Source organism: Roseomonas sp. TAS13 (assembly GCF_001950415.1).
GTDB lineage: Bacteria > Pseudomonadota > Alphaproteobacteria > Acetobacterales > Acetobacteraceae > Roseomonas > Roseomonas mucosa.
Map to the genome: position 1 here is coordinate 1 of NZ_BDLP01000053.1, position 18,414 is coordinate 18,414.

Annotated in this window: 12 protein-coding genes and 1 pseudogene; 9 read left to right on the plus strand and 4 right to left on the minus strand. The window is 70.0% G+C overall.

The window, feature by feature from the left end; translation table 11 throughout:
• The 6 genes and pseudogenes from ROTAS13_RS06895 to ligA form a co-directional block, all read left to right on the plus strand.
• Positions 1-258 (plus strand): annotated as a pseudogene (locus ROTAS13_RS06895) (cell division protein FtsZ); the annotation flags it as partial.
• Positions 259-501: 243 nt separating this feature from the next.
• On the plus strand, positions 502-1,458 hold the full coding sequence (gene lpxC, locus ROTAS13_RS06900; RefSeq protein WP_019459420.1) for a UDP-3-O-acyl-N-acetylglucosamine deacetylase: 957 nt from the start codon (positions 502-504) through the stop codon (positions 1,456-1,458).
• 457 nt (positions 1,459-1,915) lie between these two features.
• Positions 1,916-2,839 (plus strand): outer membrane protein assembly factor BamD, encoded by a 924-nt coding sequence (locus tag ROTAS13_RS06905; protein ID WP_075821910.1) that lies wholly within the window; start codon positions 1,916-1,918, stop codon positions 2,837-2,839.
• A gap of 64 nt (positions 2,840-2,903) precedes the next feature.
• Positions 2,904-4,583, plus strand: a complete 1,680-nt coding sequence (gene recN, locus ROTAS13_RS06910) for a DNA repair protein RecN (protein ID WP_075821911.1) — start codon at positions 2,904-2,906, stop codon at positions 4,581-4,583.
• A 206-nt stretch (positions 4,584-4,789) separates the two neighbouring features.
• Positions 4,790-5,875, plus strand: coding sequence for an L-dopachrome tautomerase-related protein (locus ROTAS13_RS06915; RefSeq protein ID WP_075821912.1), 1,086 nt, complete (start codon positions 4,790-4,792; stop codon positions 5,873-5,875).
• A 428-nt stretch (positions 5,876-6,303) separates the two neighbouring features.
• Entirely contained in the window at positions 6,304-8,454 is a 2,151-nt protein-coding gene (gene ligA / locus ROTAS13_RS06920; protein ID WP_075821913.1) for an NAD-dependent DNA ligase LigA, read from the plus strand.
• A 44-nt stretch (positions 8,455-8,498) separates the two neighbouring features.
• On the opposite strand, the gene ROTAS13_RS06925 is transcribed toward ligA, so the two are convergent.
• Positions 8,499-10,067, minus strand: a complete 1,569-nt coding sequence (locus ROTAS13_RS06925; protein WP_075821914.1) for an amidohydrolase — start codon at positions 10,065-10,067, stop codon at positions 8,499-8,501.
• Positions 10,068-10,305: 238 nt separating this feature from the next.
• Between ROTAS13_RS06925 and ROTAS13_RS06930 the strand changes: the two genes are divergently transcribed.
• Entirely contained in the window at positions 10,306-12,321 is a 2,016-nt protein-coding gene (locus tag ROTAS13_RS06930) for a hypothetical protein (RefSeq protein ID WP_126281948.1), read from the plus strand.
• Positions 12,322-12,395: 74 nt separating this feature from the next.
• Here the strand turns inward: ROTAS13_RS06930 and ROTAS13_RS06935 are convergent, their stop codons facing one another.
• Positions 12,396-12,884: a DUF1269 domain-containing protein gene (locus ROTAS13_RS06935; RefSeq protein ID WP_019459427.1), complete on the minus strand. Its 489-nt coding sequence runs from the start codon at positions 12,882-12,884 to the stop codon at positions 12,396-12,398.
• Between the two features lie 213 nt (positions 12,885-13,097).
• Entirely contained in the window at positions 13,098-14,402 is a 1,305-nt protein-coding gene (locus ROTAS13_RS06940) for an MFS transporter (RefSeq protein WP_075821917.1), read from the minus strand.
• A gap of 236 nt (positions 14,403-14,638) precedes the next feature.
• Here ROTAS13_RS06940 and ROTAS13_RS06945 point away from each other — a divergent pair, with 236 nt between their 5' ends.
• Together ROTAS13_RS06945 and ROTAS13_RS06950 are read left to right on the plus strand one after the other, a co-directional pair.
• On the plus strand, positions 14,639-15,310 hold the full coding sequence (locus tag ROTAS13_RS06945; protein WP_099782053.1) for a LysE family translocator: 672 nt from the start codon (positions 14,639-14,641) through the stop codon (positions 15,308-15,310).
• Positions 15,311-15,540: 230 nt separating this feature from the next.
• Positions 15,541-16,542, plus strand: coding sequence for a hypothetical protein (locus ROTAS13_RS06950; protein WP_075821916.1), 1,002 nt, complete (start codon positions 15,541-15,543; stop codon positions 16,540-16,542).
• An 89-nt stretch (positions 16,543-16,631) separates the two neighbouring features.
• Here ROTAS13_RS06950 and ROTAS13_RS06955 read toward each other — a convergent pair whose 3' ends face one another.
• Positions 16,632-18,104 (minus strand): SulP family inorganic anion transporter, encoded by a 1,473-nt coding sequence (locus ROTAS13_RS06955; protein ID WP_019459430.1) that lies wholly within the window; start codon positions 18,102-18,104, stop codon positions 16,632-16,634.
• Between the last annotated feature and the right edge of the window lie 310 nt (positions 18,105-18,414).

The following is an 18,414-nucleotide window of genomic DNA, read 5'->3' on the forward strand; positions in this document are numbered from 1 at the left end:
GTGCTGCGCGGCCCGATGGCCGCCCCGCTGGCTCCGCCGCGCTCGCCAGCCTCCGCCGCCCCGGCCCCCGGTGCCGCGCCGGGCGGGCTGAACCGGCTGTTCCGCCAGGCGACCGGGCTGATGAAGCGCAGCCTGCCGGACGAGGCTCCTGTCCCCGCGCCGCAGCCGCAGCGGACGGAGGAAGCCCACCGGGCCCCGCCGCAGGCCGAGACCGGGCTGGACATCCCCGCCTTCCTGCGCCGTCAGAAGAACAACTGACGGCCGGACCACCCGGCGCCCGGGAACACCCGATTGGCCGCTCCTGCAGGACGGCCGGCGAATCCAGGAAACCCGCCCGAAGATTTCGGGCGGGTTTTTTCATGCGCAATAACTCAAGAAATTCAGCCACTTAACGCGAAATATTGAGAAACAAGGCTTGAATGGCGCTTCCCCGCGCCCGGTGCCAGTTTCCAGATGTGGCGGCAGCAAGGCCGTCGGCAGAAAACAGGTTCCAACACTTCTATGGACGGTTCCCTCCTTTCCGTGACCGGTGCCCGCAAGACCCTCAAGGCCGCTATCGGCTGCGTCGGGACTGGCCTGCACTCCGGTGACCGCGTCAGCCTCACGCTGCGCCCGGCCGAGGCGGGGACGGGGATCCTGTTCCGCCGCACCGACCTGGGCGTGGACATCCCGGCCCGCTACGACCTCGTCACCGACACCCGCCTCTGCACCGCGCTGACCTGCCTCACCCCTGCTGGCGAGGCACGGATCGGCACGGTGGAGCACGTGCTGGCCGCCCTGGCCGGCTGCGGCGTGGATGACTGCGTCATCGAGGTCGATGCCCCCGAGATCCCGATCCTGGACGGCTCGGCCGCGCCCTTCGTCTTCCTGATCGACTGCGCCGGCATCACGGCCTCCGCGCCCTATGCGCCGCGCGACACGATCGAGGTCCTGAAGCCCATCCGTGTCGAGGAAGGCTCCGCCTGGGCCGAGCTGCACCCGAACAGCCGGCGCGGCCTGGAGATCTCCCTCGCCATCGCCTTCGAGGGCACGGCTGTCGGCCGGCAGGACCTCTCGCTGCCCCTGACGCCGGACTCCTTCCGCGAGGTCCTGGCCGATGCCCGCACCTTCACCATGGCGGAGGACGTGGCCCGGCTGCGTGCCGTCGGCCTTGCCCGTGGCGGCTCGCTCGCCAATGCCGTGGTGGTGGACGGCCCGCTGGTGCTGAACCCGGGCGGGCTGCGCCATCCGCAGGAATTCGTGCGGCACAAGATGATGGATGTGGTGGGCGACCTCTTCCTGGCCGGCGCCCCGCTACGGGCCAGCTTCCGCGGCCACAAGTCGGGCCACAGCCTGAACAACCGCCTGCTGCGTGCCCTCTTCGCCGATCCGACCGCCTGGCGCATCGAGTCCCAGGTGTCCGAGAACGCCAGCGCTGCGGCCAACACCCGCCTCCCCATGGCCGCCGCCCCCGCCTGACGCCCGGCCGCCTTTCCGGTCTTTCCCGGTGAGGCGCGCCCGGGCGAGAAGTGGGCGCCCGTTCCTCTCCCCAGCCCGTCGAGTACGGTCCCGAACACCTCTCAGCCCCCCCTTGTCACCGTCTCCGGAACCTCCCCGAGCCCCGGCCTCCGGCAGAAGGAGGCGTTGAAAGGCAGGTGTCGGCACGTCGTCAGGCTTGCTTCCTCGAAGCCGCTCCCCTTGGCCCCATCGAGGAAGCAGCGCAGAGGGGCCGCCCGATCCCCCGGCGGGCGATCCCTCTGCGCACCGGCAGCGTCCGCGGATGCGCTTCCCAGGCCGCCCCGGCCCGCACCACCTTCCCGGACAGCCCCCTTCCTGTGCCGGGAAAGGATCGGCAAACGAGCCACTGCATCCTTCGTCATCCACGGTGCTTTCGGCCCCTGCCGGCGCTCCGCAGCCGTGTTATAGGGCGCCCACCATGCGCATGATCGCCACGCTCCGCCGCTCCCTCCCGCGCCGCGCCAGCCACGCGCCGCACGGAGCTCCCCGCCGGGCTCCCCGCCGGGCCCCCTACTGGGCGCTGCTGCTGCTGCCTCTGCTCCTGCCGGGATGTGGCCTGCTCGGCCAGTGGGACGGCAAATCCGCCAGCCTGACCACCAAGCCGGACGGCTCCACCATAGGCACGCCCGAGGAACTCTACGCCGCGGGCATGGACGCGCTGAAGCAGGAGAAGCCCGCCCAGGCGGTGGAACTCTTCGAGACGGTGGAGCGCGAGCACCCCTATTCCACCTGGGCCACCAATGCCCGGCTGATGACCGGCTACGCGGAATACTCCCGCAACCGCTATACCGAGGCGCTGACGGCGCTGGACCGTTTCATCCAGCTCCACCCCGCGCATCGCGACATCGCCTATGCCTACTATCTGCGCGGCCTCTGCTACTACGAGCAGATCAACGACGCGCAGCGCGACCAGACCTCCAGCAACACGGCCATCACCGCGCTGCAGGACGTGGTGAACCGCTTCCCCAACACGCCCTATGCCCGCGACGCGCGCCTCAAGATCGACCTCGCCCGCGACCATCTCGCCGGGCACGAGATGTCGATCGGCCGCTTCTACCAGCAGCGCGGCCTCTATGCCGCCGCGATCGGCCGCTTCCGCAACGTGGTGGACAACTACCAGACCACGAACCATGTGCCGGAGGCGCTGCACCGCCTGACCGAGATCTATCTGGCGATGGGACTCACGGAGGAGGCCCGCAAGACCGCCTCCGTGCTCGGCCACAATTACCCGGGCAATCCCTGGTACCAGGACAGCTACGCCATGCTGGTGGAGGGTGCGCCCCCCGCGCCGGGCGACGAGCGCCCGGGCTTCTTCCGGCGGGCCCTCAACACCATCTTCTGACCTCCCACGAACCTTCCGGGCCGGGCGCCTCGTGCGCCCGGCCCGCTCCTCCCGCGGAGCCCGCTTGCTCGCCTCCCTCTCGATCCGCGACGTGGTGCTCATCGAGCGCCTGGACCTGCGATTCGGCTCCGGCCTGACGGTGCTGACCGGCGAGACCGGCGCCGGCAAGTCGATCCTGCTGGACAGCCTGGGCCTCGCCCTTGGCCAGCGGGCCGAATCCGGCATGGTCCGCGCCGGACAGGCCCAGGCCAGCGTCACCGCCGTCTTCGCCCCCGCCCCCGACCACCCCGCCTTCGCAATGCTCGCGGAGCAGGGCATGGAGGGCGAGGAGGAGATCGTGGTCCGCCGCGTGGTGAACACCGACGGCCGCTCCCGCGCCTTCGTCAACGGGGAGCCGGTGGGCGTCGGCCTCCTGCGCCGCCTGGGTAGCCTGCTCGTCGAGGTCCAGGGGCAGCACGACCAGGTGGGCCTCGCCGACCCTGGCAGCCATGGCGGATTGCTGGATGCCTTCGGCGGGCTGGAGCCGCGCCGCCGCAAGGCGGGGGACGCCTTCCGCGCCTGGCGATCCGCCAGCCGCGCCCTGCGCGAGGCGCAGGAGGCCATCGCCGCCGCCCAGCGGGACGAGGAATGGCTGCGCCACGCCGTGGGGGAGCTGTCCGACCTCGCCCCGGAAGAGGGCGAGGAGGAGGCCCTGGCCAGCGAGCGCCAGCACATGCAGCAGGGTGAGCGCCGTGCCGAGGCCATCGCCTCCGCCCTGGCCGAGTTGCAGCCGCGCGACCGGCGTGGCGGCAGCGGCCCCGCCGCCGCACTGCGCAACGCTGCCCGCGCCCTGGAACGCCTGCCCGCGCCGAACGAGGAGGCCGCCCCGGCCCTCGCCGCCCTGGCCGCCGCGCAGGACGCGCTGACCGAGGCAGAATCCCTGCTGGAACGCCTGAGCGCCGATTTCGGCCCCGACCCGCGCCGGCTGGAACAGCTGGAGGAACGCCTCTTCGCCCTGCGCGCCGCCGCCCGCAAGCATGCCGTGCCGGTGGTGGAGCTGCCCGGCCTGCTGCTGCGCCTCAAGGAGCGCCTGGGCGCCCTGGATGCCGGCACCGGCCGCGTGGCGAAGCTGGAGGCCGAGGCGGAATCCGCCCGCAACGCCTTCATCGCCGCCGCCTCCGACCTCACCGCCGCCCGCACCAAGGCGGCACGCGAGCTGGAGAAGGCCGTGGCGCGCGAACTCGCCCCCCTCAAGCTCGACCGCGCTCGGCTGCATATCGAGCTCGTCCCGCGCGAGGAACCCGCCTGGGCCGCCGATGGCGTGGACCGGATCACCTTCCTCGTTTCCACCAATCCCGGCCAGATCCCCGGCCAGCTCGCGAAGATCGCCTCGGGCGGCGAGCTGTCGCGGCTGATGCTGGCGCTGAAGGTCGTCCTCGCCCGTGGCTCGCCCGTGCCCACCCTGGTCTTCGACGAGGTGGACAGCGGCATCGGCGGCGCCACCGCCGCCGCGGTGGGGGAGCGCCTGTCCCGGGTTGCGGACCGGCTCCAGGTCCTGGTGGTGACCCATTCGCCGCAGGTCGCTGCCCGTGGCACCGCCCATCTCCGCGTCGCCAAGGGCGTGCGCGGCGACCGGGCCGAGACCCGCGTGGAACCTCTCGACCTCGGCGCCCGGCGCGAGGAGATCGCCCGCATGCTGGCGGGCGAGACCATCACCGAGGCCGCCCGCGCGGCCGCCGACGACCTCCTGGCAGGGGCCGCCTGACACGGATCTCCGCCTGACCACCCGGTCCCGGCCTCTTTCCCCGCCATGGGGATAGGACCGGGGCCGATCTTCCCTGGGGCATGGCGCCGGCTCCTCCGGTGCCTGTGGGCCCTTGCCGCCACCTCGCCGGGCCGGTCCAAGCCGTGTCCCCACCCATCCCGAGGCCGCGCGGCGCCCGTCCCGCCCCCTTTCCGATCGAGGACGCGATGAACCGACGCAGCCTGCTCGCCGCCGGCATGACCCTTCCCTTTCTGGCCGCCTGCGCCATGCCCATCCAGAACGGGCTGACCCCGGTGCTGGAATCCGACACGCCGATCCAGGGCGTCACCACCAGCCGGGACGGGCGCGTCTTCGTGGTCTTCGCCCGGTTGGACGGTGCCGAGGGGCCGCGCGTGGCCGAATGGGTGAACGGCCAGTACCGCCCCTATCCCGACGCCGCCTGGAACGCCTGGCGCCCCGGCGCGGCGCCGAACAATGCCTTCGTCCGCGCCAACGCGCTGCGCATCGGGCCGGAGGGCGACCTCTGGGTGGTCGATACCGGCAGTCCGGGCATCGGCAAGCCCGCTCTGGCCGGCGGCCCCAAGCTGGTGCAGATCGACCTCGCCACCAACAAGGCGAAGCGCATCTACCGGCTGGACGAGCTGACCGGCGAGCGCAGCTTCATCGACGACGTGCGCTTCAACGCGCGCCTCGCCTATGTCACCGATGCCGGCCAGCCCGCGATCATCGTGATGGACCTGGACCGCGGTGCCGGATGGCGCGTGCTGGAGGGTGATCCCTCCCTCACCGCCCGCCGCCCCCTGACGGCCGAGGGGCAGGAGCTGCGCGGCCCCGACGGGCGCCCGGTCCTCATCCATGCCGACCAGGTCGAAGTGTCGCAGGACGGGCAGTGGCTCTACTACCAGTCCTGCTCCGGCCCGATGTCGCGCATCGCCACCCGCTACCTGGATGACCGCAACATCGCCGACAGCGAGCGTGCCCGCCATGTGGAGCCCTGGGCCCAGACCGGCTCCACCGGCGGCACGGCCATCGACGCCGCCGGCAACATCTACGCCAGCGACACGGACAAGCTCGCCATCCTCCGCATCGCCCCCGACCGCACCGTCACCACCCTGGTGCAGGACCCGCGCCTGCTCTGGGTGGATGCGATGTGGATCGACGATGCGGGCGACCTCTGGCTGCCGGCGGCCCAGCTCAACCGCCTCCCTGCCTTCCAGGGCGGCACGTCGCGCGTGGTGCAGCCGGTCCGGGTCTTCAAGTTCACCCTCGGCGCGCAGCCGGTCCGGCGATAGCCCCGGCTTGCGGCGTCTCGCCCGTGGCTGGCACCGGGGGAGGCGCCGCCTCCCCCGGTCCCCACCGCCGGGGACATCGTATGCCCCCGGGCCTCGCCTTGCGTTGGCGCGGGTGGCAAGGCCAGTCCCCTGGCCCGATCCTGGCGGACAGATGGGCCAGCGGGGCTCCCAGAAGGAAGAGGACACCGTCTCCGTGCTGGTGGCGCCCACAGTCGCCGGAGAGCCATGCTCCCCGGCGCGATCCGGCCGCAGCGGGAGCCAACACCCCAGGTCCAGGGCCCACAGGGTCCTGGCGGATGGGGGGGTCACGGGAGGAAGGCGGAGCCTTCCCGCCCGGGCCACGCCCCCCGCCCGAACACATTCTGCCGCGTTACTCCGCTATCACCCGCCGTTTCCGCTCCTTACCGATCTGCCCTAGGCCTGCCGCCATGTCCGACCGAACCGAATCGCGCCCCGTCGAGTCGCTCAACGAGGAGGAGGCGCGCGCCGAGCTTGCCCGCCTGGCCGGGCAGATCGCCGAGGCCGACCTCGCCTACCACCAGCAGGACGCACCGATCATGTCGGACGCGGCCTATGACGCGCTGCGCCGCCGGAACACCGCGATCGAGGAGCGTTTCCCTGCCCTGAAGCGGGAAGACAGCCCGAACGAGGCGCCGCCCGGCGCGCCCCCGGCGGCAGGCTTCAGCAAGAGCCGGCACGGCACGCCGATGCTCAGCCTGGACAATGTCTTCGGCCCGGAGGAATTCGCCGAGTTCGCCGCCCGCATCCGCCGCTTCCTGGGCCTTTCGGTCGAGGAGGTGCTGCGCTTCGTGGGCGAGCCCAAGATCGACGGGCTTTCGGTGAACCTGCTCTACGAGGACGGGCGCTTCGTGCGGGGCGCCACGCGCGGCGACGGCATGGTGGGCGAGGACATCACCCGCAACCTGGAAACGCTGGACGAGCTGCCCCGCCAGCTTCCGGCGCCCCATCCCGCCCGCATCGAGATCCGGGGCGAGGTCTTCATGACCAAGCCCGACTTCCTCGCCTTCCATGCCGAGCAGACCCGGCTGCACGAGGAGCGCGAGGCCCGCCGCGCCGCGGGCGAGCCGGTGGGCCCGGCGATCCGCATTCCCGTCAACCCGCGCAACGCCGCCGCCGGCTCGCTGCGCCAGCTCGACCCGGCGGTGACGGCCAGCCGCCCTCTGCGCCTCTTCGCCTATGCCCAGGGCGAGTCCAGCGAGCCGGTGGCGGAAACTCATTCCGAGTACCTGAAGCGGTTGGAAGGCTGGGGTTTCCGGGTGAACCCGCTCTCCCGGCTCCTGCCCGACGAACATGCCGCCGGGGCCTTCCAGGCGGAGCTGGCGGAAAAGCGCGCCGGCCTCGCCTATGACATCGACGGCGTGGTGTACAAGCTGGACCGGCTGGACTGGCAGAGCCGCCTGGGCTTCGTCGGCCGCGCCCCGCGCTGGGCCATCGCCTGGAAGTTCCCGGCGGAACAGGCGACCACCACCCTGCTGGACATCCAGATCCAGGTCGGCCGCACCGGGGCGCTGACGCCGCGCGCGGTGATGCAGCCGGTCAATGTCGGCGGCGTCATGGTGCAGCACGCCACCCTGCACAACGAGGACGAGATCGCCCGCAAGGATGTCCGCATCGGCGACACGGTGATCCTGCAGCGCGCCGGCGACGTGATCCCGCAGATCACCGGCATCGTGCCGGAGAAGCGCCCGGCGGACAGCCGGCCCTTCGTCTTCCCCGACACCTGCCCCGCCTGTGGCTCCCATGCCGTGCGGCCGCCGGGCGAGGTGATCAAGCGCTGCACGGGTGGCCTGATCTGCCCGGCGCAGCAGGTGGAGCGGCTGATCCACTTCGCCTCGCGCAACGCGATGGACATCGAGGGGCTGGGCATCGAGAACATCGAGCTGCTGCACCGCGAGGGGCTGGTGAACACCCCCGCCGGGATCTTCCGCCTCAAGGGCCATACGGAGCGGATGCGTGGCTGGGAAGGCTGGGGCGGCCGCTCCGGCAAGGATTCCAGGAAGATCACCAACCTCCTCGCCGCCATCGAGGCGCGGCGGGAACCGTCCCTGGAACGCTTCCTCTTCGGCCTGGGCATCCGGCGCATCGGCGCGCAGAACGCCCGCCTCCTCGCCCGCCACTACGGCACGGTGGAACACTGGCGCCAGGCCATGCTCGATGCCCGCATCCTGGGCTCCGAGGCACGGGAGGATCTGGGCGGCATCCAGGGCATCGGCCCGGCCATCGCGCAGGAGCTGGTGGAGTTCTTCTCCGAGCCCCGCAACCTGGAGGCCCTGGACGACCTGCTGCGGGAGGTCCACCCGCAACCGGCCGAGACGGTGGCCGAGGGCGCGCTTTCCGGCAAGAGCATCGTCTTCACCGGCTCCCTGGAAACCATGACGCGGCAGGAGGCCGAGGCCCGCGCGGAATCGCTGGGTGCCAAGGTGGTGAAGAGCGTTTCCAAGAAGACCGACCTCGTGGTGATCGGCGCCGATGCCGGCTCCAAGGCCAAGAAGGCCGCGGAGCTCGGCCTTCGCACCCTCACCGAGGCGGAGTGGCGCGAGCTGGCCGGGATGGGTTGAGGAACGGCCCGGAGGCGGACCGCCCGAAGACGATGCGGCGCCCCCTACCGGGCGCCCAGCTCGTAGAACTCGTCGGTCAGCTCCCCGGTGCCATCGCGCAGCAGCAGGCGCGGCGGGATGCCCTCCGGGCGCTTCTTGCCTTCCGGCAGCGGCGAGACATAGGGCCCGCCGCCCCGGCGCTTGCGGAAATCGGCCTTCACCTGGTCCCGCAGCCCGGCATCGGTCATCAGGTCAAAGCCGACCCCGGCCATGACGATGGCCGAGTTGATCGCCCTCTTGTCGCCGATCGAGGTGCCGCCGCAGGCCGTGACCGGCCAGGTGTGCAGCCCCACGCCCACCGGCATGGTCGCCCAGGCGAAGAGGCCGGTCGGGGCGTTGTAGCTGACATCGCCGACATCCGTGGAACCGCCCGTCTGCATCTCCGGCAGGAGGGGCAGGAGATTGGTCGCGAGCCCGGCTTCCGGCAGCCTCGACTCGCGCTGGCAGGCGCGGGCGAAATCCTGCTCCGCCGGGGTCCATTCAATGGGCACGGCCGAGAGGTGCTGGTGGATACGGCGGACCAGCACCTCGTTCGGCAACAGATCGTGCAGGCCGAAGGGCTGCTCGATCTCCACCTCGGTCTGCGTCGCCCTGGCCGCGCCCTCGGCCACCTCGCGGACCCAGCCGGTCACCTCCCCGACCTGCTTCCGGTTTGTGTCGCGGATCACGATGGCGACCGCGGCCCGGTCCGGCACGACGTTCGCCGCCTCGCCCCCATCGGTATAGACGTAATGCAGCCGGGTGGTGGGGCGCAGGTGCTCCCGCATGAACTGGACGCCGATGCCGAACATCTCGGCCCCCTTCAGCGCGCTGCGCCCTTCCCAGGGATCGACCCCGGCATGGGCGCTGCGGCCCCGGAAGCGGATGCGCAGCAGGTTCATCGCGGCGGTCCGCAGCAGGCCCGTGCCGGTCATCGGCGCCGGATGCCAGGCGAGGCAGGCATCCAGGTCGTCGAACAGCCCGTCGCGCGCCATGTAGACCTTGGCACCCTCGGTCTCCTCCGCCGCGCAGCCATAGACGCGGATCGTCCCCGGATGGCCGCCCTCCATCATCATCCTGCGCAGCGCCATGGCCGCGCCGGTGCAGCCCGCGCCGAGCATGTTGTGCCCGCAGCCATGCCCGACCTCGGCGCCCTTCGGCCCGGGCACCGGGCGGGGCTCGGCCGCGTTGCCCAGCCCCGGCAGCGCGTCGTATTCCGGCAGGAAGCCGAGCTTCGGGCCACCCTGGCCCTGGCTCCATTCCGCGACGAAGGCCGTCGGAATCCCCGAGGTACCCTGGCTGGCGATGGTGAAGCCGGCGGCGCGCAACTCCCGCAGGTGGATCCCCGAGGAGACCTCCTCGTGCAGCGACAGTTCGGGATTCGCCCAGACCTCGCGCGAAATGCGGAGGATGGCGTCGCGGCAGGCCTCCACCGCCCCGCGCGCCGCCGGCGCCGAGGCCGGAGGGGCCGCCTTCACCGCCTCCTGCGCGAAGGCCGATCGCATGTCGGCCAGTGGCCAGGAGACAGCCGTCGCGAGTGATCCGAGGATGATGGAGCGGCGGGGCACGGGGCCGGGGCCCGGATGCTGTCGCATATCGGTCTCCTTCCAGGAAGGCAGTGACGAAACTGCTAGATGGACCCCGCTCCGGGTGCAACAACCGGGCTGCCGGGAGGCTTCGCGCATGAGCCGTTCCGGCGAACCGGGTTTCCGCCTCCTTCCCGCCACCCTGCCGGACAGCTATCCGCCCAGTGCATGGACCGACACAAACCTGCTGTGCGTCCAGTCGGTTTCCTGTAAATGAGCGGCATTCTCATTTAAAAGGCGTTGCCCCTTGTCCGGCCTCACCACGCCGAGCCGCTGGCCAATGGCGCGCTCCCCGAATTCCCGCACGGCGCATGAGCTGGTGCCGGCCCCCGGCAGGGAGCCGCTGCCGCGCGACCGGAAAGCCCCCCATCCCCCCGGCACAGGAACCGGCACCCGCTTCCTGACGCCGTCCCTGGCGCGCCACCTGCCGGACCTCGTCCTCGTCGCTTTCGTCGCGATCCAGCTCCTGCCCTTCCTGTCCGCCTTCCATCAGACCGCCGACGACAATTTCTGGCAGTACGTCACCCTGACCGAGCTCGACTCGCCCTGGGAGCTGACCACGCGGCTCACTCGCATCGCGGAGGACCAGGGGCGTGTCGGCATGTATCCCGCCATGCCGCTGGTGCTGCTGGGAACCATGCTGCCGGAATTCGCCTGGGGCCGGTTGCTGGTCGTCCTCTGTTTTGGCCTGACGTTGCTTTGCTTCTGCCACCTCTTCGCCCAGCGCTTCCGGCTGCCGCTGACGCGCGCCGCGCTGCTGCTGACGGTTTGCACCCTGCCGATGGCGGCGCATCACCTGCCGCCCAATGCCTATCCGCTGATGCTCACCCTGCCGCTTCTGGCGCTGCTGGCGATCCATCTCCGGCTGGCCCGCGTCGCGCAGCTCTCCGCACCGGCCGCCCTGGCCGCCGGGCTGGGCCTCTTCGCCGCGACCATGCTGCTGGAATACGCACTGTTGGAAGGGCTGGGGCTGGCCCTGCTGGCGCTGATCGCGTCCCGGGCGCGCCGGAGCCGGGAGATGTGGATACAGGGGGCAGCGCTGCTGGCCTCGGCGGCCGTCCATTTCGGCTACCGCATGGTCTTCCCGAGCCACTATCCGGGCACGATCGCGGAGGCCCTGCCACTGGCCGACATCCTCCACCTGCAATTCCTGCATACCGTCAACGGCACCGTCTTTCCGCACCTCACCATACCCTTCCCGGCGCCGGAGGATATCGCCCCCGCCATCCTGCTGCTTGCCATGGGGGCCTGGCTGGCGGCGCGGCTGCTGCCGGCCCTGGCCGCGCGGCTGGACAACGGGCTGGCCGTACGGGTCCTGCTCGCCTGCCTCGCCTGGGCCTGGCTCAACACGCTGGCCCATGCCTTCACCCAGAAGTACCAGTCATGGTGCCGGAACGGCGACTGCACCTATGTCGACTCCCGCCTTTCCGCGCTGAGCCTGGGCATCGCCGCGGCCATCGGCCTCGCCCTGCTGCTCCGCGGCGCGGCGCGGCACGGCCCCGTCCGGGCCCGGCGGGCGGTGCTGACCTGCGCGCTGGGGCTGGGCCTGCTCGGCAGTGCCACCTTCCTGCACAACCGCGCCTCCGCCCGGCTCATGGCGGAAAAGGAGGGCGCCTTCGACCTCCTCCGCGAGAGCGCCTGCCAGGTGCCGGACCGGATGGGGCACGATCCGCTGGTGCTGCAGGCGCTGTCGCGCACCGTCCTCTGGCCGACCGATCCCGGTGGCGCCAGCAGCAGCACCTATCTCACGACCTACCGGGACGCGCTGCCCCGGCTGGGTCTCGCCTGCCAGCCTCTGTCCTTCCGGCCCACGCCGCGGCGGGCCGAGTTCCTCGGCTGGTCCCCCCGTGAGCGCGGAGGGCGCTGGTCCCTGGCCGGGTCTGCGGTGCTGCGCCTGCCGGTCAGGCCGGACACACGCGGCGCGATCCTGACGCTCTCGGCCTATGTCCCGCCCGGCGGTGCGCCGCAGCGCGTGACCATCCGCGATGCCGGAGGACGGGCCTGCCGGATGTCCCTGGAGTTCACCAGGGCGCAGCGTGTCTTCCTGCCCTGGCGCGATGCGGCCCCGGGCTCGATGGTGACGCTGCTGCTGGAAACCCCGGATGCCACCAGCCCCCGGCAGGCCGGGGCAAGCGAGGACAGCCGTGTGCTGGGGGTCTTCCTGTCCGGCGTGAAGCCTGTCCCCGCCGCGCCGGAAGGTGGCAAGGGCGGGAATGGCACGGACGCGGCCCTCGACCTGGGCCGCTGCATGGACGGAGGCTGACCGGCTTCGCGGCGGCAAGGCGGGCCGGTGCCACATGGCCCCGGCCCCATGCTCCGGATGATAAGGCGGTCGGTTCAGCCCGCCGCCTTCAGCCCTTCGCGCAGCTTGTTCTCCTGCTCCGCCGTCAGGTTGGTGCGCAGCACCGTCCCGCCGAACTCGGACATGGCAGGCAGGACCTTGTCCGCCGTCACCTTGCGCACCAGCACGCAAAGCGCCGCGCCCCCGGGCGGCAGCGCCTGGGTGGCGTCCTTCAGGAAGTTGTCTTCGATGCCGACATCGGTGAAGTAGCCGCTCAGCGCTCCCGCCCCGGCGCCGACGGCGGTGCCCAGCAGCGGGTTCAGGAAGAGCAGGCCGATCAGCGTGCCCCAGAGCGCGCCGGAGGCCGTGCCTGCCAGGGTGGTGTTCACCAGCTGGTTCAGCTTCACGTTCCCGTCCGGCTGGCGGACGGCGACCACGGCGTCCCCGATCTCGACCAGGTACTCCTTCTGCAGGCTCAGCAGCTTCTGACGCGCGGCCTCGGCCGTCTGCTCGTCCGGATAGGCGATGATCACCAGATCCGCCATGTCCTTGCTCCTCCATCTCCGATGGGCGATCCCGCGCCGGAGGCTCCGGCAGGGCTCCGGCCATAGAAGGCGACAGGAGCCCGGGCGTTGCAATCCCGGTCGCGCCGGCACCCCGATCACGATGGGAGGGCGGACAGGCCAAGGGCGGAACCCATGGGTCCCGCCCCTTCCCTTATCTGCCATGCCGCAGGGGCCGCCCGTGGCGGCCGGGGATCACTCCGCCGCGACGGGCGGGGCATAGACGGCGGCGCGGCGCATGCCGTTGGCCACCACGGCGATCAGGCCGATCACCACGACCAGGGCGACGTAATGCGCCGGCCCCATCGCGTTGAAACCCGCCAGCGTGCCCACCGCCATCGGCGTCAGCCCACCGAAGACCGCATAGGCCACGTTGTAGGAGAAGGACACGCCGGTGAAGCGCACCTCCCCGGGAAAGGCCCGCACCATCACATAAGGCACCACGTTGATGATCCCCACCGTGGCCCCGGCCACCGCGTAGAGCGGCACCAGGTTGTCCGGGTTCGCCGCCGTGCCGACATAGAGGGCATAGGTCGCGGCGATCAGCAGCACCGTGCCCACCAGTGTCACCATGACGGTGTTGAAACGGTCCAGCAGCACGCCCACCAGCACGGCGCAGATCGTCAGGGTCAGCGTCGCGAGGCTGCTGCCGATCAGCGTCGTGGTCGCGGGGATGCCGTGCAGGCGCTGCATCAGCGAGGGCGTCAGCAGGATCACCACCACGATGGCCGCGGTCAGCATCCAGGTCACCGCCATGGAGACCACCACCGAGGCGCCATGGCCGCGCAGCACCTGCTTCAGCGGCATCTCCCGCACCACCGCCTTGCGGGCGCGCATCGCCTCGAAGACCGGCGTCTCGTGCAGCCAGCGGCGCAGGTACATGGCGATCAGGCCGAAGATCCCGCCCACCACGAAGGGCAGGCGCCAGGCCCAGTCCAGGATCTCGGCCTGGGTGTAGGCAAGGTTGATCGCCGTGGCCATCAGCGAGCCCAGCAGGATGCCGCCGGTCAGCCCTCCGGTCAGCAGCCCGCAGGCCAGGCCCACGCGGTTGGCCGGGACGTGTTCCGCCACGAAGACCCAGGCGCCCGGCGCCTCGCCCCCGATCGCGGCGCCCTGGAAGACGCGCATCACCAGCAGCAGCACGGGCGCGGCATAGCCGATCGAGGCATAGGTCGGCATCAGGCCGATCAGCAGCGTCGGCACCGCCATCATCAGGATGGACAGCGTGAACATGCGCTTGCGGCCGGTCTTGTCGCCGAAATGGGCCATGATGATCCCGCCCAGTGGGCGCGCCAGATAGCCGGCGGCGAAGATGCCGTAGGTCTGCAGGTCCCCCAGCCATTTCGGCATGTCGGTCGGAAAGAACAGGTTGCTGATCGTGACCGCGAAGAAGACGTAGATGATGAAGTCGTAGAACTCGAGAGCGCCGCCGAGCGAGGCAAGGGCGAGGGTCTTGGCGTCCTGGCGTGTCAGGCTTCGGTCTGTTGCGTTCTCGGTCATCACACGGGTCCATGGATCGGGCACCCGCACCCGGCGACGGAAGACGTTTCCTTTCGCGGGCGCGGCAAGCCACGCAATATTGCATCGCGGCAGACATGCCACCAATGCCGCTCCCTCCACTCGGCCCTGTCCCCAGGGCGGGGCTCGCCTTGAGGCGGGGCAGCAGCGGCGCTGATGCCGGGGATCAGGATTATGCGCTGGACCGGCGTTGCCGCCCGGCGCAGAAGGCGGTCGCCATGCCACTCGATCCCGCCCTGCTCGCCGCCTACCTGCTGGCCTGTCTGGTCCTGGTGCTGACTCCGGGGCCGGACATGATGTTCGTGCTGGGCCAGACACTGTCCGGCGGGCCGCAGCGCGGCTGGGCGGCGGTGCTGGGCATCGTCTGCGGCGCCTTCTGCCATATCGTCGCCGCCGCGTTGGGTGTGGCGGCCATCCTGGCGGCGGAGCCCATGCTCTTCGCCCTGCTGCGCCTCGCCGGCGCCGCCTATCTGGTCTGGCTCGGTCTCGGGGCGCTGCGGGCCGCCTGGCGCGGCGAGGCCGGCATCGCTCCCGCCACCCCCTCCACCGGAACCCCGCCCCACCTCCAGGGCACACGCCTCCAGGGGCAGGGCCGCATCGTGCTCCAGGGCATGCTGACCAACCTGCTCAACCCCAAGGTCGCGCTGTTCTTTCTGGCCTTCCTGCCGCAGTTCGTGGCACCCGGCCTCGCCCCGGCCTGGCTCCAGATGCTGCTGCTCGGCCCGCTCCTGCCCCTTCTGGCAGTGCCGCTCTTCGCCGTGCTGATCGCCGGTGCCGGCCGGGCCGTCAGCCGCCTGAACCGCTCCGCCCGCGCCACGCGCTGGCTGAACGGCCTCGCCGGCACGATCTTCCTGGGCCTGGGCCTGCGCCTGCTGCTCGATCGGCGGTAGGGACTGGAACAAATCCACGCACTGTTCTGGCAGGTTCCGTGGGCGCATCATCCTAATGGATGAGGGACAACACAAATTAATTTTATCCAGGCTTTTTCTCAGGACTGTCCTGTTCAATCCATGAAAAGCTATTTTTGAGATACTCCCTGGAATTGACCAACCCGTGATACGGCATCGCAATGACTTCCATTGCCAGACCAATAGGGTCAGGCGAATCGGGGAGAATCATTGTGGCGATCTACTATGGTGACACCAGCGGCGTTCTGAGCGGCTTCCAGCATGCTAGCGCACAAGTCCTGGTCGGTGACCACGTGAATGGGACTTGGCAATCCGTCACCAACCGGCTCTACGGCGACGCCTATTCCATCACCAGCTTTGCACATGGTGGCGACGACACGCTGGTGGGTGGCTACGCCGACCTGCTGGATGAGATCATCTATGGCGATGCCTATGTCATGGACCGGTTCAGCGTCGGCGGAAATGACATGATCCTGGGCGGCGGCTCCGGATCACATGCCCGTCCCACCATTTATGGCGATGCCTACGAGATGCATGGCTTCTCCAGAGGAGGAAACGATCAGATTATCGGCAACAGCGCCACCGTCTATGGCGATTCCGCCAAGCTGGACGGCTTCACGATCGGCGGCAATGACGAGATCGAAGGCGGCGTCCGCTACGGCTCCATTGTCGGTGACGGTGCCCTGTCGGGCTTTGCCAAAGGTGGCGATGACCGGATCACAGTCACGTCGGGCGTCTCTGAGGTCTATATCTCTGGCGATGGGGCTCTGTCGGGTTTCGCCCGGGGCGGAAATGATCTGATCATAGGCGGCAACAACTCTGGCTATCAGATCATCTCTGGTGACGGGTCGCTGAGTGGCTTTGCGCGCGGGGGCGATGACATCATCATTGCAGGCAGCAATTCCTACAACCTGATCTCCGGCGATGGCTCAAAATCCGGGCAGGCGGTGGGTGGCAGTGACACCTTCGTATTCAATCCTGGCATCACTCAAAACCGGATCCTGGACTTCGAGCAGGGCAAAGATCACATTGACCTCACCGGCTTCGCCAGCCAGGGCGTGCATGGCCTGGGTGACCTGACCATCCACACCGGTAGCGTCGCGCTGGGCAATGGCCAGACGATTCAGGGCAGTTCAATCGACTTCGGCACCTACAACTACATCGCAGTCCTTGGCGTTGAGCATCTGACCTCCTGCGATTTTATCTTCGCCTGAAGGAAGCCCAATGGAAGGGGCGTTTGCCGCCCCTTCCATCCAAGAATTGAAGTCCCGCCAGACGGGCGCCGTTTTTCCAGCCAGTGTCCTCACATCTCCGCCGGACTGAACCGCCCGTGCCGTTCCACCATCCCGGCACTGGCCTCGTTCAGCCCGACCACCTCCACGCGCAGCCCGTGGCGGCGCATCTTGTTCACCACGCCCTCCAGCGCGCCGACGGCGGTGATGTCCCACAGGTGCGCTCCGGTCAGGTCGATCACCACCTGCCGCGCCACCGCGTCGCGCAGGTCGAAGGCATCGGCGAACATCTCGGCGGAGGCGAAGAAGACCTGTCCCTTCACCCGGTAGGTCCGGGTCCGGCCGGCCTCGTCATAGGCTTTCTCCACCTGCATCAGCCGCATGACCTTGAAGGCGAAGAAGACGCCGCTCAGCAGCACGCCGACGAAGACGCCCATCGCCAGGTTGTGCGTCACCACCACCACCGCGACGGTGGCCAGCATCACCAGGCTGGACAGGCGCGGATGCGCCGCGAGGTCGCGCAGCGAGGACCAGGAGAAGGTGCTGACCGAGACCATGATCATGATGGCCACCAGCGCCGCCACCGGCACCTGCGCCACCCAGGGCCGCAGCAGCACCATCAGCACCAGAAGGAAGGCCCCCGCCACGAAGGTGGAAAGCCGCCCCCGCCCGCCATAGCGCAGGTTGCCCACGGTCTGCCCGATCATGCCGCAGCCGGCGATGCCGCCAAAGGCCCCGACGGCGATGTTGGCGATGCCGAGCCCGGTGCATTCGGCGCGCTTGGAGCTGTTGGTTTCGGTCCAGTCGTCCACCACCCCGGCGGTCATCATGGATTCCAGCAGCCCGACCATCGCCATGGCCAGCGCATAGGGGAAGACGATCCGCAGCGTTTCCAGGTTCAGCGGCACCTGCGGCCAGACCAGGGACGGCAGGGAATCCGGCAGCCGCCCCAGATCCGCCACGGTGCGCAGCGGCATGTCCATGCCCATGGAGACGACCGTCAGCACCAGGATGCAGATCAGCGGCGAGGGGATCGCCTCGGTGACGCGTGGCACGAGGTAGATGATGGCCAGCCCCAGCGCGATCATCGCATAGGTGTGCCAGGTCACATCCATCATCTGCGGCAGTTGCGCCGAGAAGATCAGGATGGCCAGCGCGTTCACGAAGCCCGTCCGCACCGAGCGCGAGACGAAGCGCATCAGCACGTCGAGCTTCAGCAGGCCGAAGACCACCTGGATCGCCCCGCAGAGCAGCGTGGCGGCCAGCAGGTATTGCAGCCCGTGCGAGGAGACCAGCGCGGCGGCCACCAGCGCCACGGACCCGGCGGCGCCGGAGATCATCGCCGGCCGGCCGCCGGCGAAGGCGATCACGATGCCGATCACGAAGGAGGCGAAGAGCCCCACTTCCGGATCGACCCCCGCGACGAAGGAGAAGGCGATCACCTCCGGGATCAGGGCGAAGGTCCCGACCATGCCGGCCAGGATTTCGCGGTGGAGGCTGCCGCCGGTCCATTCGGCCCGGTAGCGCGCGAGGTCGAAGCTCATCGAGGAAAACTCATCAGGGGAAACGGTCCCGGTTTTCTGGGCCGTGCCGCGAAGCGGGATGCGGAGGACGGCCGCGAACCATCCGCGCCCGGGAATCCATGCCGCGGAAGCCTAGGTTCCGGGAGCCGGATGGCCCGCCACCCTCCAACCGTCGCTCGCAACAGGCGAACATGGGCCGCCGCATCCGCTGCGGCGGTTCGAGACATGCCGGCGTTGCGGGCGCGGACTACATGGGGCTGGTGATCCCTGTGGCATACCGACTGGCACGAGCATGAAGCGTGCCTGTCTCTTGATCACATCTACGCACAGC